The sequence below is a fragment of the Caballeronia sp. M23-90 genome, from assembly GCF_053574605.1.
In genome coordinates this window covers 1-23405 of the sequence record NZ_JBSIPA010000004.1, presented here as the reverse complement: position 1 = coordinate 23405, position 23405 = coordinate 1, and the positions used below count along the sequence as shown (strand labels likewise).

The following is a 23405-nucleotide window of genomic DNA, read 5'->3' as shown; positions in this document are numbered from 1 at the left end:
GCTGACCTTGTGCTGGCGCATATCAGCAGACTTGGGCAAGGTGGAAGTGGTCGCGCATGATCGGCACGGCAACCGATGCGATACCGAGGCCCACCAGCACCACGGAGAAGGTCTTGGCGATGTTGCTTTCGGAATTCGCCACTGCCACACCACCGATCGTGATCAGCACGATGCCGATGCCGTACAAGTACGGTCCGCTGATCAAATTACTGATCGTGCAGATGATGTCGGTGAGACCCGTCAGCGACGAGAAGTCGCCAGCAGCCATGGCAGCGGCCGAAACCAGGCTCAAGGCAGCGCCTACAAGGAGTGGCTTGCCAGGCTTGAACTTTCGTGCGACTGCAGCGGCGGAACTGAAAAACTTGTGTTTCATGTGATGCTCCCGATTAAAAAACGCGTTTGAGGTCGTAGTCGTTATTGCGAAAGCCCCGGATTTCGAGGATTTCGGAGACGTGGCGCATTTCGCCCGTGCGTTTGAAATGCACCACGTAGTTAAAGCAATCAGCGATGTTCTTGCGCATGTCTTCTAGCTCCCAGCGGGAGCCCGGCGGAATTCCGAGCATGGCGAGGCTCTCGAGGCGGCTGAGTGCCGTGCGAGCGTTATTCGAATGGATAGATGCAAGACCCCCGTCGTGGCCAGTGTTCAGCGCTTGGAGCAGGTCGTACGCTTCGCCGCCCCGTACTTCGCCGACGATGATGCGGTCGGGTCGAAAGCGCAGGCAGAGCGCCACGAGCAACTGAGTGGTGACGTTGGTATCTGCGTTCGAGAGCAGACGCACCCGGTTGGGAACATGTACCTTCAGTTCCATCGTGTCTTCGATGGTGATCACGCGCTGATCAGCTGGAATTGCCTCGATCATCGCGTTCAAAAAGGTCGTTTTTCCCGCCGACGTGCCCCCAGCGACAAGCACATTCTTCCGTGACTGGACCAGCGAGACCAGCGCGCGCATCAATGCTTCGTTCTCGATGCCGTCATCGAAGACGATCGCTTCCGCGATTTCCGGCCGGGCATTGGCGGCCGCGAAAGCGCCCATCGCAACGTAGTCGGACAGCGAGAGCTTTGATTCGCGGTGTTTGCGGATACTTAGTGCGTGGCCGTCGATGGCCGTCGGGTTCATCACTGCGGCAATGCGCAGGTTTTTGTGGCCGGCATTGATGATGCCTTTGTCGCTCCCTGCGCGTGCCGATTTGTCTACCGAGGATGCCAGCGAATGAATTGCGGCTTCCAGATGTGCCGGGCGAAGATCGACATTGACCTTCGACATGACGCCGCGGTGCTCGACCCAGACGTTGTGCACGTCATTGACCATGATTTCGGCTAGGTCGGGCGCGTCGAGCTGCTCTCGCAGGGGCGAAAGCGCTTCGAAAAACATGTTCACCGCTTCGGATTCGAGCGGGCGCAGTTTGAGTAAGTGGGTGTCGGCAAAGTCGGACATGCGTGCCTTTTGCGGCGATCTAACATCCGACTATTGTTCAGTGCCGCACATGCGAAGAGTCATCGAAAGACGAGCGAAATCGAGCGGCTTTCCGCGGATCGACGCCGAGCCTAAACATGCGCGCATGAAAAAGGACAATACGTCTGGCGAAGCGATGTGCCGGTCGAAAAGTGCTCAACAAGGGAAAATGAAGAGGGGGGTTATACGGCGTATAAGGGCACCTTCAGAAAGACACGCAAAAAGACCCCTCTTTCCAGCTTCCACAGCGCTTTCTATTCAGCTAGGTGCTTGGATCTACCCGTATGGTCGGCTATTTCTCTTCCGCGAATAGACTAAAATCCAGCGATTCTGGTTCGAATGCCGTTACATCCTCGAACTCGGTCATTCAAAGCCCTTGTACTCCGTATAAGGACGCCCAAAGTCATGGACCTGTCATGCGTGTTGCCCGCCCTGTTCAACCGCTTCCCCAACCTCGTTGCGACTACTGCGGCGCGGCCGCGGTACTAGCCCACGCCGGCGATATCGCCTATCCATACCGCGAGGATCACGGGGCACTCTGGTTGTGTGAGCCTTGCCAAGCGTGGATAGGAATTTATTCACGCAGCACCCGAAACGTGCCGCTCGGGCGGCTTGCAAATGGTGAACTTCGGGAATTGAAGGCCAAATTGCATGCAGCGCTCGAGCCAATGGCCGCAGCTAAAGCACGGCGCGATGCATCATCAATCTTCGAGGCTCGCGCCAAAGGCTACCGATGGCTCGCGAGTGCCCTGCAGATCGACGAAAAAGCGTGCAACATCCATCAGCTCAGTGCCGACCAATGTCGCGCAGCGGTTCACGTGATCGAACAGTTCGAGAATTCGCGCCTGAACCGCGCCCCTTCAGAATAAACGCTCGCCGTTCGTTAACCGGTGGACACAACCCTTTTTTCCTATCGATGGCCCGTACCCTTCCCTTCAATCGCAGCCCGCAAGCAACACGCGCTCGCCTCGCGAAACTTTCACTTGTTCCGCTACCCAAACGAGAAGCCGACCTCTTGTCGCTACACGCGCATTGCGCACTACAGGCGCTTATAGACGCTCGTGGCTGGCTCGCCGGCGTCCAGTCGCTCACCGAGGTGCTCATTCTTACTTCTTTCGTCGCCGAAGCGGGATATGGGCAAATCGCGCGCGCAACGTGGCTCGACGCGGAAGCTGCGCTGAATAGTGCTTTTTGCGAGGGACGGGACGCCGGTCGCTGGCGTGTCGACGCGGACAGTTCTATGTCCATCGCCGCAGTGCTTGCGATGCATGACGTGCAACTCTATAGCGCACCCTTCGGCGTGCTGGCGAACGCGAGCGCACGTCTAGAAAGACTGAAAGCGGGCGAGCCTGAGCCGCTGCCGCAGAGGAAGCGTGCTTAGGGGGTGCGTAAACGACAAAACCCGGCACGCAGCCGGGTTTTGTCTTAAACACAAATGACCAGCTTGCGCCGGTTCAACAAATTACTTCCATCGTTTCTCCGAACGGCGCTTTCCTCGCCCGTGAAAGCGGCGTGGTCGACGCCCAAAGCACCGGAAAATACGGCACCTGCGTCGGAAACCGCCCCTCCATATCTGTCAGGTAGACCAGAAACGCCGGGTTGATTCCTTCGGTCAGCACCTTTTCAAATGGCTCAATGAAAGCCGTTCCACCGCCGCCCCGCACCGGTTTGATCTCAGGCGAGTCGCCTCGCTCAAAAATCTGGACCTGCGTGACGCGCGTATCGCAATCCATCACGATCAAGCGCGCCGGTTGCAACGAATAAAACGTCGACAGGATCTCCGCATTGAACTGCGCCTGCGTCTCAGCCGTGACCGAGCCACTGGAATCCCGTACGAACACCGCATCGGCGACCGCCGGCGTATGCAGCGAGGGCAAATAAAACCCAAGATGCAGATACCGGCGGTTGGGCATGGCAAAGCTGTAGTCGCTTGGCGTTGCCTGTTGAGCAAAGCGTTGCAACACAGCCCGCCAATCGACCACCGGTCGCACGGCTTCAGAAACCATCGCCTGAAGTGAACCTGGAAGCTTGCCGTACATCTGCGCCGCTTTCGCGGCTTGAATGACGGCAACCTTCCACTCCGCTTCCTTCGTTGGTTTGTCTTTGCCCTGATATGGGCGGACTTCACCGAAGGACGCAGGCTTAGGCTCACCACTGCTTGCCGCCCCGTGTGGTTCTGCAGCTTGAGCCGGATTCGCCGGTTTATCACGATCGTTCCCTTGATCCTGACGTTCCGGCTTGCCCGACATAGACGGCAGACGCTTGCTGTCGGCATTGCTTTGCGCTCGCTTCGCCTCCTTGCGCGCTTCCTCGGTTAGCTGGCCATAGATCTCCTCGGCCGACTTGCCCGTATAGCGCGCATCCAGACAAACGCCCTTTGGCAACACCATGCCGGCGTCGATCACGATCGGATTAATGGCGTAGTCCGCGGCATCGTTCCAGCGCCCGGGGTCGCGCGCATCCATCCGCCAGCAATGGCCGTTGGCCACGTGGAGAACTTCGTGCGCGAGAACGCCTCGGACTTCGAGGTCGTTCAAGGTAGCAAGGTAATCCGGGTTGTAGCCCAAGGATTCCCCATCCACCCAGAACGTCTCGCAGGTACGATCCTCGACCACCGTCAACCGCAGCACCAGCGCCCCGAAAAACGGCTGCGAAAGCACAAGCTCAGTGCGTTGTTTTGTTATGCGAGGATCGATGCTCATAGCCAATCCCACGCGACGTCAGCGAACTTGAAGTACTCGTCAATCGATTGCTCCACCGTTACGAAGAACGGACCGGGCCAGTTTTTAGCCCATTCTGGAGCCTGTGCAAACGACACAAGGTCGTCCGACGAGTCGGAGTAATCTTTTATCGCTGAAGCCTTCTCTTCGCCGAGGGCCGAAACATATTCGGTCACGTCGAACTGGCATTCGCCTTGAGCATCCACGTCAACTGCATGGTTGTTGACCCATGCCTGCGGGTGAAACGTCGCAACGATGCGTTTTGCGATGATCGATTGCATGTCGTCTCTCCCATCAGGCCACAAGGCGCAACTGCATGGCTGAAGAGTGCTCGACTTCCGGAATCGGCGCCGACGGTGACATACCCATAAACGCCGCCATCAATCCTTCGATCTCGTGCGCCTTACTGGCCACCTGAGAACGCAGGACCGACGATTCTTTCAGATCCGATCCCGTGTGCACAGCCAGATGCGTCTTGGCCTGCTCGAGGATGTGTGTGAGCTTCGGATCGTTCGAGAAGTTGAGCTTGGGCAAGAGCGCGCACAGCTCGCGCACGTTGTTGGCCACGTCCAAACGCACATTGCCGCTCGCATACAGGCGCGATGCCATCTGCGATACCGCTTCGTACAGACGGCCAACCAGGTCATCGTTCGCCGTGGAGATCGAGGCAAGAACGTGTTGATCCAGCTCTGTTTTAAGCGTGGTCAGCACGTCATCCGGCAACTCAACACCGAACTGGCTGGCATCGGGAAAAGGCAGCACGGCCATCTTGACGCCGAACTTTGTGTTCAGCTCAGCAAGGGTCGGATAGTCCGCCTCGTTGAACAGCCCATTGAGTTCGATGCGCGCACGCTCTTTCAGGTCCAGGTAGTCGGTTTGGAAGATGGATACCGCCAAGTCGAATTCGTCTTTCAACGAACGCATCTTCTCGGCAAATTCCATGTAGACCATCGTCGGCAAGAGCCGCACGCCCAACTGGTCGTACTTCAACGTGTGGTCGTAGAAATACGATCTGATGCGGCTTGCCAGCGTCAGGACTTCGGCGAAACTCGGCGCGTACTCGGGCAGCAGGCGCTTGTTAAAGCGGCCGATCCCTTTGGCCTGGTGCGACTTCTCGACTTCCTCGGTGACCTTGCCGTCGAAGCGGCGAGCGACCCACGTGGAAATCGTGACCGAGCACAGCATGACTTTCGATTGAATAGACGTGTTCATATAAAACTCCAGATATAAAAATGGGTTTGGGTGAAGCGAGAAAGGAACAACGAGAATCGAGGCGAACGCGCCAGTGCAGCGCGCCGTGCCTCGGAAGCAAAAGGAGAAATGGGGAAGCTGCGACGACCGAATTACAGAGCTTGATTGCCCTGATTATTCGCCGCGGATAATCTTGCCGACCTCGCCACCCTGCGCGTTGATGAACGCATAGGAGTTGGCGATGGTCGGCGTACGACGCAGTGCATCGCGGACCAGCAAGGCGCTGTATTCGCGAAGACCGCCGGCGATCATTCGATCGACGTAGACCATCACGCGATCAAAATTCGCCTCCGTCGCATACGCGGCCAGAGCGGCAGCCGTCGCATACAGCGCAGCGGCGTTCTCGGGAATTGGTGCCCCGTCTGGATTGAGCAGAATCGCATCCGGCGATGGAAGCTCGCGGAAGATCTGCAGAAAGGCGACGAACTCCGACGCCGCGCCCTCACCCACCGAACCCGCGTGAGAGATCAATTCGAGCGCCTTCGGCACCACGTCTATCGTCTTCGCGACGAAACCCCAACTGCGCGGGCTCGGCGTATTTTCGATGTCTCGATTGGTTTTTTGAACCGAGAGCAGATCGGGACGAAACCGCAGGAATGCGATCAGCGCAGGCGCAATCCCTGACCTGACCGCCCAAGCCGTCCAGTCATCAATCGTCGGCGTAAGCTCGACAACCGTTGCAAAGCGGGATATGACGGGATCAAGAATCCCCGTCACGCCGGCGTTGTCGGTACGGCGGTTGGTTGCAGCGAGAAAGGTGACGTTGGACGGCAACACGTGCTCACCAATGCGTCTGGCAAGCAGGAGTTGCATCTTGGCCGCCTGAACAGCCGGTGAGGCTTGCCCCAGGTCATCGAGAAACCAGATCAACGGGCGTCTTGCGGACAAGGCGCGCTCGAGATCTCCGAAGGGCAGAAACTGAGCCGTCTGACCATCGCGAGATGGAAACGGCAGACCCTTTGAATCCGTCGGATCTTCAACAACCGGGTGACTGATAAGCAGTTCGTGGTCGGTGGCTTGCGCGACCTGTTCCACAATGTCGCTTTTGCCGATGCCCGGGCGCCCAGTGATCAGCACAGGAAGGCGCTTGGGGACATACAGCGAGAGCAGTTCGAACAGTAGCGAGGACGTGACTTGCATGGTGGCTTTCCCTGAAAAAGAAAAACCCCACAAAGCCATCGCCCAAAGGGACGTGGTCCCTGTGGGGTAGATGAAGCCGGCCAACGCGTGAGCGTGGCGCGGATGGTCGATGCGTCTAGGACGCGGTTGATGGATGAAGTGTAGGCACACCGGGCGCCGCAAACGCTTCGAAACGTCGCGTTTTCATACCCGCTTTCGTTGGATGCTGACTTCGAAAGAGCAAAAAAAACCCGACGCAAGCGCCGGGTGTGGGGTCAAGAGGATTGCGTTGAGTGCTCAGCCTGTTGGCCTTGCGAAAGAAGATACTGCGCATACGCAAGCGTGCCGTCAGACGCGCGAAGTGTCCTGCTTTCGGCACTGTCGTGAGCAGGGGCGACCAAGCTATAGCGCAGACTTGCTCCATATCGATTGCTCGTGATCATGCTAAAGCCGCTTGCGATCGATTGCTCGACGTGTTGAGCGCCGGTAATCACTTTATGACCGTATCGGTATCGCGCGGACTGCGCCCGTTCTTTTGCACGTTCGGCGTCACGCGCAACCGCTTCGGCTTTCCGATTTGCGGCAGCGCGTTGCTCCCATTCCAGTTGCTGAGCTTCGTCCAAACCTGCGAGGGCGAAAATTGCTCGCCGGCGGGCCTTGGCGGTCACTCCGTTGAGCTTTACCCCGTAGAACTCACGGACTGCCTTTTTCGTCCAGCGATTCGCATCGTCGGGACGGTCCAAGACATCGATCAACAGGTGCAGATCGGCGTTCTGAATGGCGAGCGCCATGCGATTGGCAAACTCGAACGTGGTGCGGCCGTGATCCAGCGCCGCAAGATGTCGATGCAAGTCGTATTCGCGCTGGCTGATTTCACGCGCTGCCCGCTTCTTCTCCAGGCGCTCAAGCGTCGAAGCCTTCCGCTCATCGGCCATGACGCGCCGAAGGACGGTTGCAAACGGCGAAACCGGCGAGCCAATAACCACCGGCTCGAAGTAAGTCTCCGGTAGCGCACGCGCGTCCAGCAGACCGTGGCGACAAAGCAGGTCATCGACCTCCGCGTGGGTTGGCTCATTGGGGAGCAACCGTGCGACCATGGCCAGCACTGCCGCATTCGTTGATGATATCGACTGCCGCGAGTGCGTCATCACGCTGATAAGCACTCGAAGCTTGGAGACCGGCATAACGCCGCGCAATTCCGGCACGGTAAGGAGCGTCCTTGCCCATCGAATGTCATTGCCGAACGGCTCGGCAAGCGCTGCATAGTCGTCAAGCACCGCCTCCGGAACCGAAGCACCAGCGGCAAGCGCATAGGCGAGATGCACCTCGTGTCGCCCGTTGACCTGTCCTGAACCAAATGAGATCGCAGGACCGCCCGCGCCGAATCCAAACCGGGCGCGCGCTTCTGCCTCACAGAGCTGAAACAGGCTTGCCGACCCATTGTTGGCGAAGGCGATAACCTGCTCAGAGGTGAACAGGTACAAGGGACGCGTAGACAATTCGAACGCGGAAAACAGCAATTGCCAATGTGCGCGGCGAATCTGCCACGGCTCGAGGCGCTTACCATTCGGACGAAAATACGCGCCGTCGATCTCGTCAAGCATGGCTAGGAACAAATCAGGCATCGATCCCGACATGCGCACAGTCAGTTTGCTGTCGAACTTCGTCACGCACATGGGATGCCCGGCATGACTCAGACTAACGTCGGCAGCTTCGATGCCCCGGAAGTGGGAGTCGCTGTGAAACAGTTGGAGTACTTCAAGCAACGTCGCAACGGAGCGGGAGAACTTGGTGGTCGAAAGATGAAACATGATTGCCTCATAAAAAAACGGGCAATCGTCCCCAGCCGGGTCGATGCCCGTCAGGGTGAAGCGCCAGTCGGCGCAAGGAAGAAGAACTGCGAAGGGTAATTAAGCGACGTCGAGTTTCTGGGCGATGAGTCGTGCCAAATCCCACGCCTGGTTGCGGTTAAACACCTTTGCGCGAAGCAAGGGCATCATCGCGTAGCGGCGCTCGAAATCCTCGGCCTCAGGCCGCGTCACCCAGTCCACGTGAATGATCCAGCCCTCCGAGTTGCCGATACAAACAGACACCGAAAGCCGGTCGAACATGAACTGTGACGGCCACATCCTGGCGTGCCGCGCACCGTATGCATATTCGTCGGGATGGTCTCGGGTGTTTGCCAACGAGAGCCATTCCGGCTCCAGTTCGGTGCGAGAGAGACATGCCCAAAGCGCGCCGTATACTTGATTGACCGTCTTACCGTCCGTATCGATTTTTGCGCTTGGGACCACTGCGATCGCGTCGGCGCTGGCTGCAACTGCCCGCGCCGCGAGATCTTTCTGTCCAAAAACAGCTTGTCCGAGTTGCATCGTGATTTCTCCGTAAACGAAAAAAACGCGCCGAAGCGCGTCAATTGGATTGCCCGCCATCCGGCGCGCACACAAAAAAAACCGCATCCCGTCAGGGGATGCGGCTTCGTTCTTTTGCGTGGCTTTCGCCCCGCTACATTAATTACTCAATGCCAATCGCGTTCGCGATCATGCTTCTGCCCATTATGGTTTGACCACGCTAAGAAAGCAGCAATGGACACGCCAAGCACAAATGTGAAAATCGTCGCACCCACGTTAATCTCCTTTCATGGCTAAAAGACCTGCGTACCACAATACTACTCCAAGGAGGGCAAGCGAGGCCGTATTCAGCAACGTTGGTAAATCCCACCGCACCGCGGAATGAGCATAGCCGACCGCGCCGACGATAGAGGCTGCCGAAAGCGTCTGCATAAATCGACCATTCTGCTGACGCTGGTCTTTCGTCGGCAATGCAATCGGATGAAGAAACCGGCGAAATCCAAACGGAGCGTTTACAGGCATTTGAGCCTTGTAAGTACCGTTAGGTCCACCGTGCACGGGCAATATATAGGCTTCGTGCCGCACACTGAACGCCGGTGAGCATTCCGACGCTTCCATTTTCGCCATTACCGCGACAAGTCTAGGCGGCAAAAGCATTTCTCCAGTCGTATCGTCCAGCGCAACCCGGTCTGTGAGGGTCAATCCGCAGGTGTATTCAACCTTCACCGTTGCGAGCTTCATTTACGGGCTCCCGACGATGTGTTGATCCCGCCGGCCAGCCGTAGACCGTCAAGAAACGCTTGATAACCCGTGCTCGTTTCAAGCTGCTCGAGCGCAACGTAGTTTTCGCCTCCACCTGTCAGGTCCTTTCGGTCCCGGCGCGTGCGGAATGAAAAAGCGACGCCCTGCTTGCACGGCTTGTCGAGCACATCGAGAAACAACGTCTCTGTGCGAAGCGAAACGCGACCAGACCGAGTACGGCGGCCGGACTGGACAACAATTTCATGGCTGCGCAAGTGCAAATCGTGCGCAACCCGCCGCAGGACTCGCGCGGCGTGCCGTTGGAGAGCCGCGGTCGTTCCAGCGCTCGCTGCTGTACGGTCCGAATAAAACAAACGGGGGAATTTCATGCGCTACCTCACAAAAAAAAGCGAGGCAGGTCCCTTGCGGGAACTGCCCGCAAGGGAAGGAATTGAAGCGGCGTCGAATGACGCCGCCGTTGACTAAGCTACTTGGGAAAAACGTTCTTCGTACAGCTTCAGTTCGGGACGCAAGCGCGCATACCGCGCCTCTGCATCCATGTCAGTCGAGAGACGCCCGACGTCCGCGAAATAGCGAACACGTGCGCCATTCGGTTGAAATGCTGGATCAAGCATGATCGCCCGGAATTCCGTCACATTTGCGGCCTGTGCGGCAACCTCGATCGGGCGCATCCTGTACATATTCTCGCCATTCACGTCGTTGGTCTTTGCGTCCCAACCCGTTGTGCAACCGTGTCCAGCAAGTTCGTAAGTGTTCATCTTGAGTTCCTAAGACAGGGATTGAGTGAAGAGAAGACGCGCTGGATTAATGCGTGATCCGATAACCGGAGCCGCTGTTAATCAAATAGACATGCTCGCCCGGGGCGAACTGTTGGTCATCGACCTGACTCACAACAACGGTTTGGCCGTTGGCGCGAAGCAGAAACACTTCGAGACCGCTGTGACGCGACATCATCGAGCTCACGCGCTGGGCAATGACGCCCGTAGCCGAACCTGACAGTGCACCTGAGATATAGCGGCCGCGTCCGTTCCCGATCACCTGGGAGCCGAGGAATGCACCTGCGACCGAACTCACGATCGACGACAAACCCGACGAGTCGGAGTTGCTTTCGATGGTGATCGGCCGCACGCGGATGACCGTTGCCTGTTCCATCTGGCCAATACGCTGCACGTCGTAACGCTGATAGGTATTGGGCGAGCCGAAATCAGCCGATGCGCAGCCGGTCAAGATGCAAAGAAAAAGGGACGAAAACAGAAGTTTCAACATGGTTGCCTCAGGGAAAGAAACGCAACCATCCGCTAGGGATGGTCGCCTAGCGGAAGAAAACAATTTGGGAAAGTACGCCGTCCCTTGAAGGGCATGCCGCTACAACGGGAATCTCGACTACGACATCCGTTGGAGATGATGCAGATTGACGCGCCCGTTTTGAACGAGATGTCCTTCTGCTACTAGAGAAAAGCCCGGATCCCACTTAACGATTGCCGAGCCATCGCTCCACACCGAACTTATCGTTCCGCCGTGAAGCTGCGGTGGACTGGCTTCTACATCCTGCCCAGAAACACGTATACCGGCGGTGAAACCGTTCAACGACGAAACCTTGAGGATCGGAGTAGTTGCGTTTGCAGACATGGTTGAAGCTCCTTGGAAATGAGGGAGCCGCCCCGTTGGGAGGTGGCTCCCGTTGGGGTATGAATGTATTGGCCGACGTTTTGCCGGCATGAAGCGGATTTTTACAACGACAGCAAACGCAGCGACTTAGGTGCTAACCGACGCGATACCGGCAGCAACGAGTAAGACGGTGGATAGAAAAATCAACATCTTCCACGCTTCGGCGTCCTGTCTGGCGTACCAGCGAAGGCTGTCGAGAGCATGTTTTGCAGTTGAGATCATGAGAACAACTCCAATAAATAAAGGGAGCTGTCCCGAGATGGGAGAAGCTCCCATTGGGAAGAAAAAAAGGCGACCAACAGTGTGGCCGCCATAAAGACTGGACCGAGGAGGACCAGACTGAGAGAGAGGAAATGCAAGAGCCCAGCATGCCGAGCGTCTTGTGTCGATGCGCTAGAAGCGCGGGGAATGAAGCTACTTTAACGGGGCGCACGTCGCACAGCGCGCGTAAAGGTCGCGAAATCGCTATGCCTTTTGATCCAACGCAAGTCAGATCGAAAAAAAACCGACGTTTTTACACGTCGGCTTAAGCGCCCAGTTTGGCCGAGGGGCGGCCTGCTGAGCCTAAGAGAAAAAATAGTATAAATCCGCAAACGTTAAAATTGGACAAAAATTGGGCAAAATGTTGGCTAAACCCTATTTTGAATGCTAATTTAGGTATTTACCCTCGAATTCGGCATGCTATTTGCCTTGTTCTGCGGTCACAATAAAACGCTGAGAGGATGGAAATGGGGCGAGCTTTTCAAGTTGCGAACACCGTCACGATCAATAAAAAGCAGAGCGCTCATTTGGCAGATAGAGAAATCCGCCATCTCGAAGCCGTTCTCAATGCCGCGCTTCACCTTGACGCACTCGCCCAATCCGGATGCCTTGATGCGTCCTATTGGGTCACTCGCGCCTCCGAGCTGGGGGACAAGTACATGTTGTTAGCTTCCCAGCAAAATCGGGTGGCCGCGCTTGCGCGCGCGTTTGAAGCACATGCGCTGGCGGCCCGTTCCGAAGGTCTCGCACAAACAACCTCACCTGCGCTCATCGCAGCCTGAGGGGTCAGGAGCAGACAGCCACAATTCAACTGACGTCCGCAGCTTGACTTCTCGGCTCAACTGCGAAGATTGATTGTCACCCTCAATCCCATCTTCGCTATGTATGAGCTCATCGATGTAAGCCGCCTTCATATCGCCCCTTCGTTGCGGAAAAACTCGCAGCGACACGTCAGCACCTCTGACGAGGTCAATATCTTGCTCGCGTCAAACTCAGCAGTCGCGGTTTCAGTAAGCGGCGGGAAGGACAGCGTAGCGTGCGCGTTGGCAGTTGCAGCACACCTCGATCGAATCGGACATACCGGACCCCGCGTGCTCATCCATGCGGACTTGGGACGCGTGGAATGGAAAGATAGTGGACCGGCGTGCGAGCGCCTCGCGGCAAAACTCGGATGGGAGCTGCTCACCGTTCGTCGGCAAGCGGGAGACATGCTTGCTCGATGGCAAAAACGCTGGGAGAACAACGTCGAGCGTTATCGCAGTCTGTCGTGTGTGAAGCTGATCTTGCCGTGGAGCACGCCCAGCATGCGTTTCTGCACGAGCGAATTAAAATTCAGTGTAATTTTTAGCGCGCTAAAAAAACGCTACCCTGCGCATAACATCGTGAACGTTACCGGGGTGCGCCGCCAAGAAAGCACGGCTCGAAGCAAGATGCCTCCGGCCGCTGCAGCGGCTGCGCTCACACGTCGAGGTCTGCAAGGCATTACGTGGAACGCGATCATCGACTGGACGATTGAGGATGTATTCGCCGAGATCGCTGATGCCAAGCTCGCGCTTCACGAGGCATATATCAAGTACGATTGCCTCGCGAGTCTCATGCGCGTACTGCATCATGAGTTCGCTTGATGATCTACGCGCCGCGGCCGGCTGTGCGGACAACCACGACATCTATCGCGCCATGGTGGAACTAGAGGCCACCTCAAGCTTCGCTTTTCAAGGGCAACGGTGGCTCGCCGACGTTGCCCCCGACCTGTTATCTGATTCGCTCGCAAAGGCCGTCGTTCGTGCCAAGGCGGCAGCAGAGCGGCGTCAAGCGATCGAAGCTGAGCTTCCCTCGCACCTGCTGTTTTCGGCCGGATGGCCGACGGCGCGCCCCACAACGGCTGAAGCCACTCTCCTCGCAAGCGTGCGCCGGCGAGTCGCTGGGATACTGAGGTTCGCTGTCGAGCACACGAGTCCTGAAGCTGTCATCGCACGTTACGACGAGTTGCTTGCGGCACGACCCGTGTCGCCAACCGCTCATCCAAGCACTTTGCGTCGCCCTTCCGTTGTATCTGTGTGTGTCCCCGCACCTCTGACGCAAACGTCTTTCGCGTTTTGAGCCTGGGACGGTCTTTAGGCCCTCTCGTTGCTACAAGTTTGATAAGCATCGCGTCTGCACGAAAGGCGGCGAGGCCAACGTTATGGGTAATTTCTGCGGGGTCGCACATGCAGTATCTTATGAACCGGTTCGCTCATACCTGGACTGCCAGGCGCGCCCATCCTGACGGGCAAAAAATACGCATTCTCCTCGTGGACGACAACCGCAATGGCGTAGAAGCGCTCGCGGCCATGATGTCTTTTCACAACGCCGACTGCCGTATTGCCCTCGGTGGGCGCGAAGCGATCATCGTCGCGAGCGAATGGTTGCCGCAAATCATCGTGATGGACATATCTATGCCTGACTGCAATGGATTACAGGCGGCATTAGCGATACGCGCGGATGCCCGGACAGTCGAAACTGTGATCATTGCGTTCACCGCCCTGGACGAAAAAGATGTTCGCCAACGCCTGGTCAACGAAGAGATCGACGCGTACTGCCAGAAGGGACATGCGACCACGCACCTTATGCGGCTACTCGAGACGCTCACGAACTGATATCGGCCCCTCATAAAGGACGGTGTTGCGCGCCACTGACGAAAAAAAACCGCTCCAAATGGGAGCGGTTTGTCGAAAGAGTTAAAACAGCGAGAGGGAATACTGTTCGTTGCACGCCTCACGCAGCGGCTCGTTGGTCGATTGGTCCAAGGGAACATCCCACGTGACCTGCGAGCGTTCAAGATGCCCTAATTTATAGAGCAAATTGGCCTCGGTATCTGGAAGGAGTTCGCCGAACAGACAGCGGTACTCCTGCGGAGCATCTTGACCCGATGCAACGATGCCGATGCCTTGAGCAAGCTCATCTGCCGATGCCACCGCCCACTTGCTCACACCCACAGGCGCACGCGAAATGGTTAGCGCAGTGTCGCGCGGCAGCGGTGAAGCCTTGCGCAGCATGTCCCGATATTCTGGGATGGCGCGCTTGGCGAAGCCGGGATGAGCCATATCGAGGTCATACGCGAGGTCGGTAATGAATGACCCGACAGCGTTGTATTGCCAGCCAGCGTGATGCCAAGGTTTTCCGTCGAACGACACCACCCGGTTTTCATCATCAATCGCATGACACCTGACATCTGGCATCTGGCGCATGACCTGAGCGGCCGGCAGCAACCGCGGGACAGGAGCCGTAACCGGCACCGATCCGCAATCGCCGACGGTAAGCACACGCCATAAGCTGAATGGGCCGCCTTCGCCATATAACGCAATGAGCAGGTCGACATCACCGTGCAGAGAAACGGATAGACCACCGGCACCCAACTCATCGAACCGACCGTGCTGGCCCAGCATCGCAAGGCGCCGTTGCACATCATCCAGCGACTTCTCTGGGATGTTTGCATCGAAAGCTTTCCCCACCCGAAGGTCGATCTGCCTGTCGTGCAACATCATGGGTTTTGCCAGCTCTTGGCGCCAGGACTCGATGTATTAGGTTGGCACGCAAATTATGTCGCTGCAAACGGGGGCGATCAGTATTTTCCCTCCCTATGCTTCGTAAGTAGGCGACATAAACTGAAACGTATATCGCGTTGTTTGGGAGGCTACGATGCCTTTCAGGGTGTACCGTGCAGTTAAGATCCCGCCGGAAGTGGTCGGACCGTTAAGCGATTTGCTCATTGACTACGTCGATTGGGCGCTCAAGCGTGGATATGCTCCTATATCAGTCAACGCGCATGTATCGGTTATCGCTCGTTTTAGCGAATGGCTCGGCGGCCATGGTCTTGGCATCGAATGCGTCGACAATACGATCGTAAATTTATACATGCGGTCGAGAAAGCGATACCACGCTGTCTGGCCAATCGAACACCTGGCGATACAACACCTGGTTGAATTTCTCAGGGAATTACATCTCCTCGATCGGCCGTTCATGCCAGCACTTGTTATGTCGCCATTGCAGGCGCAGCTCGCGGAGTGGAACCACTACATGCAAGAGCGGCGCGGACTCAGTGAGTCAACTATCCGCCAATACTTACGCACTGGCGGTGATTTCATGCGTTGGAAATTTAAAGATGCAGCGCCGGATATGAATACAATTTGCGGCGCCGACGTGGTTAAATTTTATCAGATGGAAGCCAAAAGCTCATCATCGTCCCAATGCAAAATGATGACGAACTCTCTCCGCTCATTCTGTAATTATCTGCGAGCAACTGGCAAGACCGATATAAATTTTTCTGTGTCTGTTCCGGTAGCCGCGCATTGGTCTCAGTCATCCCTGCCTAAGGCATTAGCCTACGACGTAGCGGAGGAGGTAATCAATCATGTGGATCGCACGACGGCAAACGGCAAGCGCGACTTCGCGATTTTGTTGCTTTTGTGGCGTCTCGGTTTGCGGGCAGGTGAGGTTTCAGCACTTGAGCTTGACGATATTGACTGGCACAGCGGAAGCATCCTGATCCGCCGGAGGAAGAGTCCGAGCGCACGATTGCCCTTGGTTGCTGATGTAGGGGAAGCTATTGCTGACTACCTTGTTCACAGCCGGCCAGTGACCACTACAAGAACCGTCTTTCTCCGGATAGCAGGACCTCACTTTGGTCTACATGGTGCTGCCGCTATCGGCGATATTGTACGCAAGGCCCTGACAGGCACGAGGGCGTGCTCGGCGGGCTATGGCGCTCACCAATTTAGACATGGACTCGCAATGGAAATGCTGAAGCGCGGATCAAGCTTGGCCGACATCGGCCACATTCTCGGCCATCAGTCGACGGGTGCAACGCACATCTACGCAAAAGTAGATTTCTTGTCGTTGAGAGAACTTGCAGTCCCCTGGCCGACCGAACACCATGTCCTCACTTAAGACCTCTCTAGAGGATTACTTCGAGCTGCGGCGCAATTTAGGTTATTCGTTGCTTCAGCAGAGACGCGCGCTCCCCAAATTTGTCCAAGTGCTTGCCTCGCACTCTAAGGATTTCATCACGTGTCAAGACGCTCTGGAATGGGCATTGTCTGCCAACGGAAGAGTAGGTCAGTGTCTACGGCTTTCTTACGCGCGTCAGTTTGCAAAGTATCTGTCCGCATTCGACAGTCGGACGGAGGTGCCAAGCCCCGATCTCATTCCATTCAGGTGGCAACGTCCTCGCCCATACATCTATCGCCATGTTGAAATCCAGCTGTTACTCAAAGCAACGCTCGAGATGCCGGTTCACCCGCGAACCGGCGTCCTCCGCAGATGGTCTTATTACTGCCTGTTCGGACTGATATACGTGACAGGAATGCGATTGAGCGAAGCGATGAGTCTTCGATTGAACGATATCAACATACAGCAAAAGCTTTTGACGGTGCGATTTGGAAAGTTTGGTAAGCCGCGCATCCTTCCAATATCCGGGTCAACTGCGGACGTACTGCGTGAATACCTAGCCTTACACGCCGAAGCTTTTGCAGGGCGCCAGCAGCCACCGTTTCTCTTTCCAACAAGTTGCGGTGGCCGACTGTCGGATAAGGACATTCACGTAACGTTTTATAAGCTCTCACGAAGCATCGGTATCCGCGGTGTCGGCGCTAAAACTGGGCCAAGAATTCACGACCTTCGACATACTTTTGCTGTCGATGCCTTGGTGCGCTGGTATGACAGCGGCCGAGATCCGATGATTTGCTTGCCCCTTCTTGCAACCTACCTCGGGCATGTTGGATACGAGCATACATACTGGTACCTCAGCCTTTGCCCTGAACTGATGCGGGTCAGCCTGGACAAAGCAGAGCGGGCGTGGGGGGCAGCATGACCATGAAAGCTCCGGAATTTCCAGCAATCCTGCAACAGTTCTTTGTACGACGGCTTATGGGCGATCGTGGCGCAAGCCCAAATACCGTAGCCGCGTATAGGGACGGACTTAGACAATACGTGCGATTTCTCGTATCGCTGACTGGCCGAACGCCCTCTAAGATCCGTTTCTCCGACATCACCGCAACTACTGTTTTTCAGTTCTTAGACGATCTTGAGAAATCGCGCGAGCTGTCCGTTCGTAGCCGAAACTTGCGGCTCACGACAATACACTCTTTTGTGAAATACGCTTCTTATCAGGTTCCAGAGTGCCTTCAACAATTCGAGCAAATACTTGCTATCCCTAGCAAGAGGCTTGTCAGAACTGAGGTTTGTTATTTAACGCGCCGTGAGCAAGAAGCCATCCTTGAAACAGCAGACCGAAGGACATGGTACGGCCGTCGCAACTATCTATTTTTGCTTTTGGCCCTTCAAACTGGACTTCGTCTGTCTGAAATGACATCTTTGCGCCGACAAGATATAGCAGTATCGATGGCGGGGTCGCATGTGGAAGTTACGGGAAAAGGAAGAAAGCATCGCAGTGTTCCTGTTCTCAAATCGACAAGCCTGTTGTTATCCGAATGGTGCAAGGAGCTGCCAGAGGACGGTGAGAATGCCGTTTTATTTCCCAGTATCAAAGGAACACGGCTGACGGTACATGGCGTGCGCGGGATCGTCATGAAATCCACAAGGGACGCTGGCAAGAGTTGCGAAACGTTGCTGAAGAAGCGGGTGACAATGCACTCTCTTCGGCATTCGACGGCCATGGATCTTCTGCAGGCTGGCGTTGACAGCTCTGTAATCGCGCTTTGGCTCGGCCACGAGTCCGTGCAAACTACCCAGATTTACATCCACGCGACGCTGACAATGAAGGAGGAAGCACTGACAAAGGCGAATTTCGTTGTCGGGACGAACAGGCGGTTTGCGGCTGGAGATGACCTTCTAGGTTTTCTCAATTCTCTCTGACCGAACAGTTCGCAGCGACGATATATATTCGGGACAGTGTGCGTGGCGAGGCGATCAGATATCGTTGCTAAACCTGATCGTCGTTTTGGGTGCGCTTCAATCAAAAACAACGCTCATCCCTCAAGTGTCGAGCGACTGATTGACCGAAAATCTATATCCGAAACCTCTCACTGCTTCGATTTGCTGGTCGTAGTGTTGCGGTGCCAGCGCAGTGCGCAGCCTCTTGACGTAGCCATCGATCGACCTTTCTTTTCTCGTTTGCGGATCATTCCATATGGCCGCCATTATCTGGGCCCGATCGAATACGCGGCCAGGATTGGTCATGAGGAAATACAAAATCCGAAATTCGGTTGGTCCTACAGCCAGCTGCGTTTGAACTGAATCCTGCTCATGGGTCACCCTACGCGTGGCCGGATCTACGCGCAACCCATCGATCATGACCGGCTCGTCAATAAGTCGGGGGAACTGCCTTAGGCGCAAGACTGCTCTGACTCGCGCGACCAGATCATCGCGATCAAGTGGCCTCGGAATATGCGCGTCCGGTGTGATTCGCGCGTTAATGATGTTTCGACGTCTTTCCTCGTAAGCGCCAACCATAATAAGCGGAACGTGTTGCGTACTGGCGTTCGCACGCAATTGGGTAGCGAAGCTACCGGCCGGCTCTCCAGGCAGCGTCCAGTTGAGCAAGATAAGGTCAGGAAGCACGGCCGAGATCATCTCGCGGGCGCGTTCCGCGCTCTCAGCGACGGAAACGGAAAGTCCCAACTCGGTTAAGTTTCGCCACATTGACCCGGCGATCGACGGCTCATTTTCTATCAACAGTACGTTTTCGGGCATTTTGGTTTTCAAGAGCACTAGCTTTATGCAGAGACTGCGCAACGCTAGTTGAGCCTCGCAGGTTACGCCACAGCGAACCCTACCGCTCAAAACTTTGAACTTCGCCTATCGTCTCGTTCCAGTTCTCAGCCTCATCGGCCAAATCTTCCGGTTTCTTACTAGATGTTATTGCGCGTAATGGTTGCGAAAGAGAACCGACTTCAGGCGTTCACGTCATGGTGGTCAAATCCGCGTGGCTTTGAGAACCACAACACCGATCCGCTCGAACTGAGCAGCTCGATACTAATAGCGCATGACATCTGGAGTTTCACCATGTTTCGTCGATCATTAACAGCCTGCGCTGGCGCTGCAGCCCTCGCCTTTGGCTTGTACGCATGCGGCGGCGGTAGCGACAGCAACAATTCGTCGCAATCGATTCAGAATCGTCTCGCAACGGCTACCCCGATCAAGCACGTCGTGGTTATATACAACGAAAACGTTTCGTTCGACCACTATTTTGCAACATACCCGAATGCAGCAAACCCAGCCGGCGAGCCCGCGTTCACGCCCGCTGCTGGAACACCCACTGTGAATGGCCTCTCTGGCTCGCTGCTGACCGCAAATCCTAACTTCACGAACAAAGCAAACGGAGCAGCAGCCTCGAACCCGTTTAGATTGGATCGTACGCAGGCGGCAACGGCGGATCAAAACCACGCATACACCGCCGAGCAACAGGCTTACAACAACGGTGCGGCCGACCTATTCCCTAAATTTACGGGTAAGGGCTCGAGTGGTGGTGCTGGCGCATTCGGTACTGCCGGGCAGGTGATGGGGTATTTCGACGGTAACACGGTCACAGCGCTCTGGAACTATGCACAGAAGTTCGCGATGAGCGACAACGCCTATACCGACACGTTCGGACCTTCTACGCCTGGCGCGTTGGAAGTGATCTCGGGACAAAACAACGGTATGCAGATCGTGAAGACGAGCAAGCCGGCGTTTAACTTGACTACCGCATCGGGGTCTTACTACGTAGCCGACGGTCAAGGCGGTTTCTCGATGATCAACGACGTCGATCCAGGTGCCGATCTGTGCTCCAGCACCACCGACCAAGCAATGATGTCCGGAAAGAACATCGGTGACCTGCTGAATGCCAAAACCATCTCCTGGGGCGGGTTCATGGGCGGTTTCAACCTTGCAACTGTCAACAGCAACGGAACCACCGGATGTAAGCGAAGCACGGTAGCGCCGGCGGTTGGTCAGGCTACGGCCGACTACATCCCGCATCACAACTGGTTCCAGTACTATGCGTCGACAGCAAATCCGCAACATCTGCGGCCGAGTTCCACCGCTGTCATCGGGCTATCTCTGGAAGCTGATGGCAAAACGGCTGAACCGGCGAATCATCAATACGACACAGATGACTTCTTCGCAGCAGTCAAGGCTGGTAACTATCCTTCGGTCAGCTTCATCAAAGCGCCGGCGTTTCAGGATGGACACGCAGGGTACTCCGATCCCTTGGATGAGCAAGCCTTCACGTCCAAGGTCGTCAACTTCCTTCAGCAACAACCGGACTGGAACAGCACCGCTGTGATTGTTGCTTGGGACGATTCGGATGGCTGGTATGACCATGCGTACGCGAACCCGACCTCGTCGTCGTTCGATGCACAAGCCGACCAATTAAACGGCGCGGGAAAATGCGGTACTGGTCCGACGCCGCTTGGTGTGAACGGCGCAGCAGTGAATGGGCGTTGCGGTCCCGGAACACGGATTCCGTTCCTCGTGATTTCGCCCTGGGCTAAGGTCAATTATGTTGATCACACACCGATCAGTCAGGCTTCTGTTGTTCGGTTTATCGAAGACAACTGGCTGAACGGCACGCGAATCGGTGGTGGGTCGTTTGATGCAAGCGCTGGCACCATCAATTCGATGTTCGATTTCAATGGCAAGGGTAACAATCCGACGCTGTTCCTCGATCCGAACCTTGGGTCGGCTGTGGCTTCTGTACCGACAATCTAGTCGTTGCGCTGCTACTTGGAGCATCTCCCAGTAGCGATCCACCATCCCTAAAGTTGCCACCGTCCGCGCGGTGGCAACTTTTATCTTTTTGCGGTTCACTCATCGTTTATGTTGAAACCTGCTGCCACGCCGACGAACGTACCTACCGATAACGAGCGAGGCCGATCGTCATTAAAACTGGCGATGCGATGCATCGCCGTGCTTGTAGCTGCCTTATTTGTGATTGGCGTTTGGGCACTGATGTATCCGGCCCAGTTTCCTGCCTATATCGGAAACGTCGTTGAATCTATAACTGGCGCCAATCCTGAACCCATAGCACTGCAGCGGCCCCCGACGGTCAAGCTAAGTGCGGTCGCTTTGCTTGGACAAAAAATCTTTTTCGATGAGACGCTATCGGCATCGGGAAAACAGTCGTGTGCATCTTGCCATAGCCCACAAAATGCCTATGGCCCGTCGAACGATCGGTCGGTACAACTGGGTGGTGCTCATCTGACGCTAGAGGGCTACAGGCCGCCACCGTCTTTGATGTATCTGTATCGCCAGCCAAATTTCAGCATTGGTCCTGATGCGGGCGACGCAGACGCCCCACCGGACTTGGCTCAACTCGCTAGCCAGGCAGCGGGAACGCAACGAGCTCAGAAAAATGCTGGCACGGCCCCCGCAGCCCCTGCAATGGTGCCGCAAGGCGGTCTTTTCTTGGATGGCCGTGTGGATACGCTTCAGGCCCAAGCGTCCGGCCCACTGCTCAATGCCGTTGAGATGGCCAACGGCACCATGGACGACGTGCTCGAGAAGCTTCAGAAGACATCCTACAATGATGACTTCGTAAAGCTCTTCGGTCCAAACATCTTTAAAAACAAACAGCTCGCGGTTTCGGAGGCGATGTTTGCAGTAGCGCGATATCAAGTCGAAGACCAGTCTTTTCATCCATACTCAAGCAAGTACGACTTGTGGCTGGAGGGAAAAGCACGTCTGAGCCGGGCTGAGCTTCATGGTCTGCGATTATTCAACGATCCAGACAAGGCAAACTGTGCCGGATGCCACCTGTCAAAGCCAGGTGCTGACGGATTGCCGCCCATGTTCACCGATTATCAATATGAAGCGCTGGGCGTGCCGCGCAATTTGAAGCTCGTTGTGAATCACAACCCTGCTTTCTTTGACATGGGTGTGTGTGGTCCATTCCGCGATGATTTGAAAGACCAAACGCAGTATTGCGGTATGTTTCTGACTCCGACTCTCCGCAATTCCGCGACGCGTCACGCATTCTTTCACAACGGCATCTATAGCTCGTTGAATGATGTCATGGCGTTTTATAACGAACGCAACACCAACCCCGCAAAGTTCTATCCCAAGGGGCCGGATGGGAAGGTACAGAAGTACGACGATCTTCCTCCAAAGTTCCACGCGAATATCGACGACAAGGACGCGCCCTTTGATCGCAAGTTCGGTGACCGGCCGGCGATGACACAAAACGATATCAAAGACATCATCGCGTTCCTGAAGACGTTGAACGACGGATATTCCGGAGGCTGATTCTGAGCGCATCAATCGGAAACTGAAAGGTAGGAGAGCCAAGCTCTCTTACCTGGTCAAGGATGCTCTTAACTGGACTTTGCGCACGCCGGATCGTTCGAAATTGCATTTTCCACTCGCTCAGGCTAGCGCTTAGACGGATTCTGGACGTTTCTGACAGGGCTGCCCTGACATCAGGCTAGGGTATAGCTCACATTGACGATCGCCCTACGCCCACAAGCTGCTTGCTATAATCGAAATTCGATATCGAGTTTCGATTATAGTTCTTGCGGTATCCCTCGGAGGAGTAGAGGATGTTTTCGACTGGAAGCGAAATCGAGGCGGACGCGCGTGACCGTGCCTGGACGGTATTCCTGATCTTCCTGCGTTTGGGGTTGACCTCGTTCGGTGGTCCTATCGCGCACCTTGGCTACTTCCGCGCTGAATTTGTCACGCGCCGACATTGGCTAAGCGAACGCAGCTACGCCGACGTGGTGGCGTTGTGTCAGTTCCTGCCCGGGCCGGCCAGTAGTCAGGTCGGTATAGCGCTCGGGCAGGAACTGACACAACGCCACCACGTCGGCGTCAGCGGCAAAACGCTCGGGATTATCGGCACAGGA

The 23405-nt window shown here is 55.9% G+C and carries 26 protein-coding genes; 11 read left to right on the top strand and 15 right to left on the bottom strand.

What is annotated here, in order from left to right; all coding sequences use genetic code 11:
• Positions 1-22: 22 nt before the first annotated feature.
• Both ACRXB1_RS01050 and ACRXB1_RS01045 read right to left on the bottom strand, forming a co-directional pair.
• A complete protein-coding gene (locus tag ACRXB1_RS01050) occupies positions 23-373 on the bottom strand; it encodes a TrbC/VirB2 family protein (RefSeq protein ID WP_062174974.1) in 351 nt (116 codons plus the stop codon).
• A 13-nt stretch (positions 374-386) separates the two neighbouring features.
• Positions 387-1436, bottom strand: a complete 1050-nt coding sequence (locus ACRXB1_RS01045; RefSeq protein WP_062174973.1) for a CpaF family protein — start codon at positions 1434-1436, stop codon at positions 387-389.
• Between the two features lie 434 nt (positions 1437-1870).
• Here ACRXB1_RS01045 and ACRXB1_RS01040 point away from each other — a divergent pair, with 434 nt between their 5' ends.
• Positions 1871-2323 (top strand): zinc-finger-containing protein, encoded by a 453-nt coding sequence (locus tag ACRXB1_RS01040; protein WP_062174972.1) that lies wholly within the window; start codon positions 1871-1873, stop codon positions 2321-2323.
• A 146-nt stretch (positions 2324-2469) separates the two neighbouring features.
• Entirely contained in the window at positions 2470-2835 is a 366-nt protein-coding gene (locus ACRXB1_RS01035; protein ID WP_062174971.1) for a hypothetical protein, read from the top strand.
• 73 nt (positions 2836-2908) lie between these two features.
• Here ACRXB1_RS01035 and ACRXB1_RS01030 read toward each other — a convergent pair whose 3' ends face one another.
• From ACRXB1_RS01030 to ACRXB1_RS00980, 11 genes are all read right to left on the bottom strand, one after another.
• Entirely contained in the window at positions 2909-4150 is a 1242-nt protein-coding gene (locus tag ACRXB1_RS01030) for a vWA domain-containing protein (RefSeq protein WP_449490816.1), read from the bottom strand.
• Positions 4151-4152: 2 nt separating this feature from the next.
• Complete coding sequence (locus tag ACRXB1_RS01025; protein ID WP_062174970.1) at positions 4153-4455, bottom strand: hypothetical protein; 303 nt, start codon at positions 4453-4455, stop codon at positions 4153-4155.
• Positions 4456-4468: 13 nt separating this feature from the next.
• Positions 4469-5386: a hypothetical protein gene (locus tag ACRXB1_RS01020; protein ID WP_449490792.1), complete on the bottom strand. Its 918-nt coding sequence runs from the start codon at positions 5384-5386 to the stop codon at positions 4469-4471.
• Positions 5387-5539: 153 nt separating this feature from the next.
• On the bottom strand, positions 5540-6565 hold the full coding sequence (locus tag ACRXB1_RS01015) for an ATP-binding protein (protein WP_449490791.1): 1026 nt from the start codon (positions 6563-6565) through the stop codon (positions 5540-5542).
• A gap of 254 nt (positions 6566-6819) precedes the next feature.
• Entirely contained in the window at positions 6820-8355 is a 1536-nt protein-coding gene (locus ACRXB1_RS01010) for a hypothetical protein (protein WP_449490790.1), read from the bottom strand.
• Positions 8356-8454: 99 nt separating this feature from the next.
• The gene (locus tag ACRXB1_RS01005) at positions 8455-8916 is read right to left on the bottom strand and encodes a hypothetical protein (RefSeq protein WP_449490789.1); all 462 of its coding nucleotides are present in this window, start codon (positions 8914-8916) and stop codon (positions 8455-8457) included.
• Positions 8917-9171: 255 nt separating this feature from the next.
• Positions 9172-9636 carry a hypothetical protein gene (locus ACRXB1_RS01000; protein WP_449490788.1) on the bottom strand — a complete coding sequence of 155 codons (465 nt, stop codon included), beginning with the start codon at positions 9634-9636 and terminating at the stop codon, positions 9172-9174.
• Entirely contained in the window at positions 9633-9911 is a 279-nt protein-coding gene (locus ACRXB1_RS00995) for a hypothetical protein (RefSeq protein WP_449490787.1), read from the bottom strand. Before ACRXB1_RS00995 ends, ACRXB1_RS01000 begins: the two co-directional genes overlap by 4 nt.
• A gap of 207 nt (positions 9912-10118) precedes the next feature.
• Complete coding sequence (locus ACRXB1_RS00990; protein WP_062174963.1) at positions 10119-10415, bottom strand: hypothetical protein; 297 nt, start codon at positions 10413-10415, stop codon at positions 10119-10121.
• A gap of 46 nt (positions 10416-10461) precedes the next feature.
• A complete protein-coding gene (locus ACRXB1_RS00985; RefSeq protein ID WP_062174962.1) occupies positions 10462-10923 on the bottom strand; it encodes an outer membrane lipoprotein in 462 nt (153 codons plus the stop codon).
• 117 nt (positions 10924-11040) lie between these two features.
• Positions 11041-11286 (bottom strand): hypothetical protein, encoded by a 246-nt coding sequence (locus tag ACRXB1_RS00980; protein WP_162916200.1) that lies wholly within the window; start codon positions 11284-11286, stop codon positions 11041-11043.
• 767 nt (positions 11287-12053) lie between these two features.
• Here ACRXB1_RS00980 and ACRXB1_RS00975 point away from each other — a divergent pair.
• The 3 genes from ACRXB1_RS00975 to ACRXB1_RS00965 all read left to right on the top strand — a co-directional run bounded on the left by ACRXB1_RS00975 (position 12054) and on the right by ACRXB1_RS00965 (position 14222).
• Positions 12054-12368 carry a hypothetical protein gene (locus tag ACRXB1_RS00975; RefSeq protein ID WP_449490786.1) on the top strand — a complete coding sequence of 105 codons (315 nt, stop codon included), beginning with the start codon at positions 12054-12056 and terminating at the stop codon, positions 12366-12368.
• Between the two features lie 99 nt (positions 12369-12467).
• A complete protein-coding gene (locus ACRXB1_RS00970) occupies positions 12468-13211 on the top strand; it encodes a phosphoadenosine phosphosulfate reductase domain-containing protein (protein ID WP_449490785.1) in 744 nt (247 codons plus the stop codon).
• Positions 13212-13877: 666 nt separating this feature from the next.
• On the top strand, positions 13878-14222 hold the full coding sequence (locus ACRXB1_RS00965; protein WP_449490784.1) for a response regulator: 345 nt from the start codon (positions 13878-13880) through the stop codon (positions 14220-14222).
• Positions 14223-14303: 81 nt separating this feature from the next.
• On the opposite strand, the gene ACRXB1_RS00960 is transcribed toward ACRXB1_RS00965, so the two are convergent.
• Positions 14304-15110, bottom strand: a complete 807-nt coding sequence (locus tag ACRXB1_RS00960; protein WP_449490783.1) for a hypothetical protein — start codon at positions 15108-15110, stop codon at positions 14304-14306.
• A 154-nt stretch (positions 15111-15264) separates the two neighbouring features.
• Here ACRXB1_RS00960 and ACRXB1_RS00955 point away from each other — a divergent pair, with 154 nt between their 5' ends.
• Genes ACRXB1_RS00955 through ACRXB1_RS00945 form a run of 3 tightly spaced genes read left to right on the top strand, consistent with a single transcriptional unit; the run spans position 15265 to position 18438 of the window.
• Positions 15265-16512, top strand: coding sequence for a tyrosine-type recombinase/integrase (locus tag ACRXB1_RS00955; protein ID WP_449490782.1), 1248 nt, complete (start codon positions 15265-15267; stop codon positions 16510-16512).
• Positions 16499-17434, top strand: coding sequence for a tyrosine-type recombinase/integrase (locus ACRXB1_RS00950; RefSeq protein WP_449490781.1), 936 nt, complete (start codon positions 16499-16501; stop codon positions 17432-17434). The genes ACRXB1_RS00955 and ACRXB1_RS00950 overlap by 14 nt, the downstream gene beginning before the upstream one ends.
• Complete coding sequence (locus tag ACRXB1_RS00945; protein WP_449490780.1) at positions 17431-18438, top strand: tyrosine-type recombinase/integrase; 1008 nt, start codon at positions 17431-17433, stop codon at positions 18436-18438. Before ACRXB1_RS00950 ends, ACRXB1_RS00945 begins: the two co-directional genes overlap by 4 nt.
• Positions 18439-18558: 120 nt before the next feature.
• Here the strand turns inward: ACRXB1_RS00945 and ACRXB1_RS00940 are convergent, their stop codons facing one another.
• On the bottom strand, positions 18559-19275 hold the full coding sequence (locus tag ACRXB1_RS00940) for a winged helix-turn-helix domain-containing protein (protein WP_449490779.1): 717 nt from the start codon (positions 19273-19275) through the stop codon (positions 18559-18561).
• A 312-nt stretch (positions 19276-19587) separates the two neighbouring features.
• Here ACRXB1_RS00940 and ACRXB1_RS00935 point away from each other — a divergent pair, with 312 nt between their 5' ends.
• The 3 genes from ACRXB1_RS00935 to ACRXB1_RS00925 form a co-directional block, all read left to right on the top strand.
• Positions 19588-21273 (top strand): phospholipase C, encoded by a 1686-nt coding sequence (locus ACRXB1_RS00935; protein WP_449490815.1) that lies wholly within the window; start codon positions 19588-19590, stop codon positions 21271-21273.
• 108 nt (positions 21274-21381) lie between these two features.
• Positions 21382-22806, top strand: coding sequence for a cytochrome-c peroxidase (locus tag ACRXB1_RS00930; protein ID WP_449490778.1), 1425 nt, complete (start codon positions 21382-21384; stop codon positions 22804-22806).
• A 293-nt stretch (positions 22807-23099) separates the two neighbouring features.
• On the top strand, positions 23100-23405 hold a 306-nt coding region (locus ACRXB1_RS00925; RefSeq protein WP_449490777.1), incomplete at its 3' end, for a chromate transporter.

What these genes read in the sequence shown, in the direction of transcription:
- ACRXB1_RS01050 (WP_062174974.1), bottom strand. Translation starts at nt 373, where the DNA reads ATGAAACACAAGTTTTTCAGTTCCGCCGCTGCAGTCGCACGAAAGTTC.
- ACRXB1_RS01045 (WP_062174973.1), bottom strand. Translation starts at nt 1,436, where the DNA reads ATGTCCGACTTTGCCGACACCCACTTACTCAAACTGCGCCCGCTCGAA.
- ACRXB1_RS01040 (WP_062174972.1), top strand. Translation starts at nt 1,871, where the DNA reads ATGCGTGTTGCCCGCCCTGTTCAACCGCTTCCCCAACCTCGTTGCGAC.
- ACRXB1_RS01025 (WP_062174970.1), bottom strand. Translation starts at nt 4,455, where the DNA reads ATGCAATCGATCATCGCAAAACGCATCGTTGCGACGTTTCACCCGCAG.
- ACRXB1_RS01020 (WP_449490792.1), bottom strand. Translation starts at nt 5,386, where the DNA reads ATGAACACGTCTATTCAATCGAAAGTCATGCTGTGCTCGGTCACGATT.
- ACRXB1_RS01015 (WP_449490791.1), bottom strand. Translation starts at nt 6,565, where the DNA reads ATGCAAGTCACGTCCTCGCTACTGTTCGAACTGCTCTCGCTGTATGTC.
- ACRXB1_RS01010 (WP_449490790.1), bottom strand. Translation starts at nt 8,355, where the DNA reads ATGTTTCATCTTTCGACCACCAAGTTCTCCCGCTCCGTTGCGACGTTG.
- ACRXB1_RS01005 (WP_449490789.1), bottom strand. Translation starts at nt 8,916, where the DNA reads ATGCAACTCGGACAAGCTGTTTTTGGACAGAAAGATCTCGCGGCGCGG.
- ACRXB1_RS01000 (WP_449490788.1), bottom strand. Translation starts at nt 9,636, where the DNA reads ATGAAGCTCGCAACGGTGAAGGTTGAATACACCTGCGGATTGACCCTC.
- ACRXB1_RS00990 (WP_062174963.1), bottom strand. Translation starts at nt 10,415, where the DNA reads ATGAACACTTACGAACTTGCTGGACACGGTTGCACAACGGGTTGGGAC.
- ACRXB1_RS00985 (WP_062174962.1), bottom strand. Translation starts at nt 10,923, where the DNA reads ATGTTGAAACTTCTGTTTTCGTCCCTTTTTCTTTGCATCTTGACCGGC.
- ACRXB1_RS00980 (WP_162916200.1), bottom strand. Translation starts at nt 11,286, where the DNA reads ATGTCTGCAAACGCAACTACTCCGATCCTCAAGGTTTCGTCGTTGAAC.
- ACRXB1_RS00975 (WP_449490786.1), top strand. Translation starts at nt 12,054, where the DNA reads ATGGGGCGAGCTTTTCAAGTTGCGAACACCGTCACGATCAATAAAAAG.
- ACRXB1_RS00970 (WP_449490785.1), top strand. Translation starts at nt 12,468, where the DNA reads ATGTATGAGCTCATCGATGTAAGCCGCCTTCATATCGCCCCTTCGTTG.
- ACRXB1_RS00960 (WP_449490783.1), bottom strand. Translation starts at nt 15,110, where the DNA reads ATGATGTTGCACGACAGGCAGATCGACCTTCGGGTGGGGAAAGCTTTC.
- ACRXB1_RS00955 (WP_449490782.1), top strand. Translation starts at nt 15,265, where the DNA reads ATGCCTTTCAGGGTGTACCGTGCAGTTAAGATCCCGCCGGAAGTGGTC.
- ACRXB1_RS00950 (WP_449490781.1), top strand. Translation starts at nt 16,499, where the DNA reads ATGTCCTCACTTAAGACCTCTCTAGAGGATTACTTCGAGCTGCGGCGC.
- ACRXB1_RS00945 (WP_449490780.1), top strand. Translation starts at nt 17,431, where the DNA reads ATGACCATGAAAGCTCCGGAATTTCCAGCAATCCTGCAACAGTTCTTT.
- ACRXB1_RS00940 (WP_449490779.1), bottom strand. Translation starts at nt 19,275, where the DNA reads ATGCCCGAAAACGTACTGTTGATAGAAAATGAGCCGTCGATCGCCGGG.
- ACRXB1_RS00935 (WP_449490815.1), top strand. Translation starts at nt 19,588, where the DNA reads ATGTTTCGTCGATCATTAACAGCCTGCGCTGGCGCTGCAGCCCTCGCC.
- ACRXB1_RS00930 (WP_449490778.1), top strand. Translation starts at nt 21,382, where the DNA reads ATGTTGAAACCTGCTGCCACGCCGACGAACGTACCTACCGATAACGAG.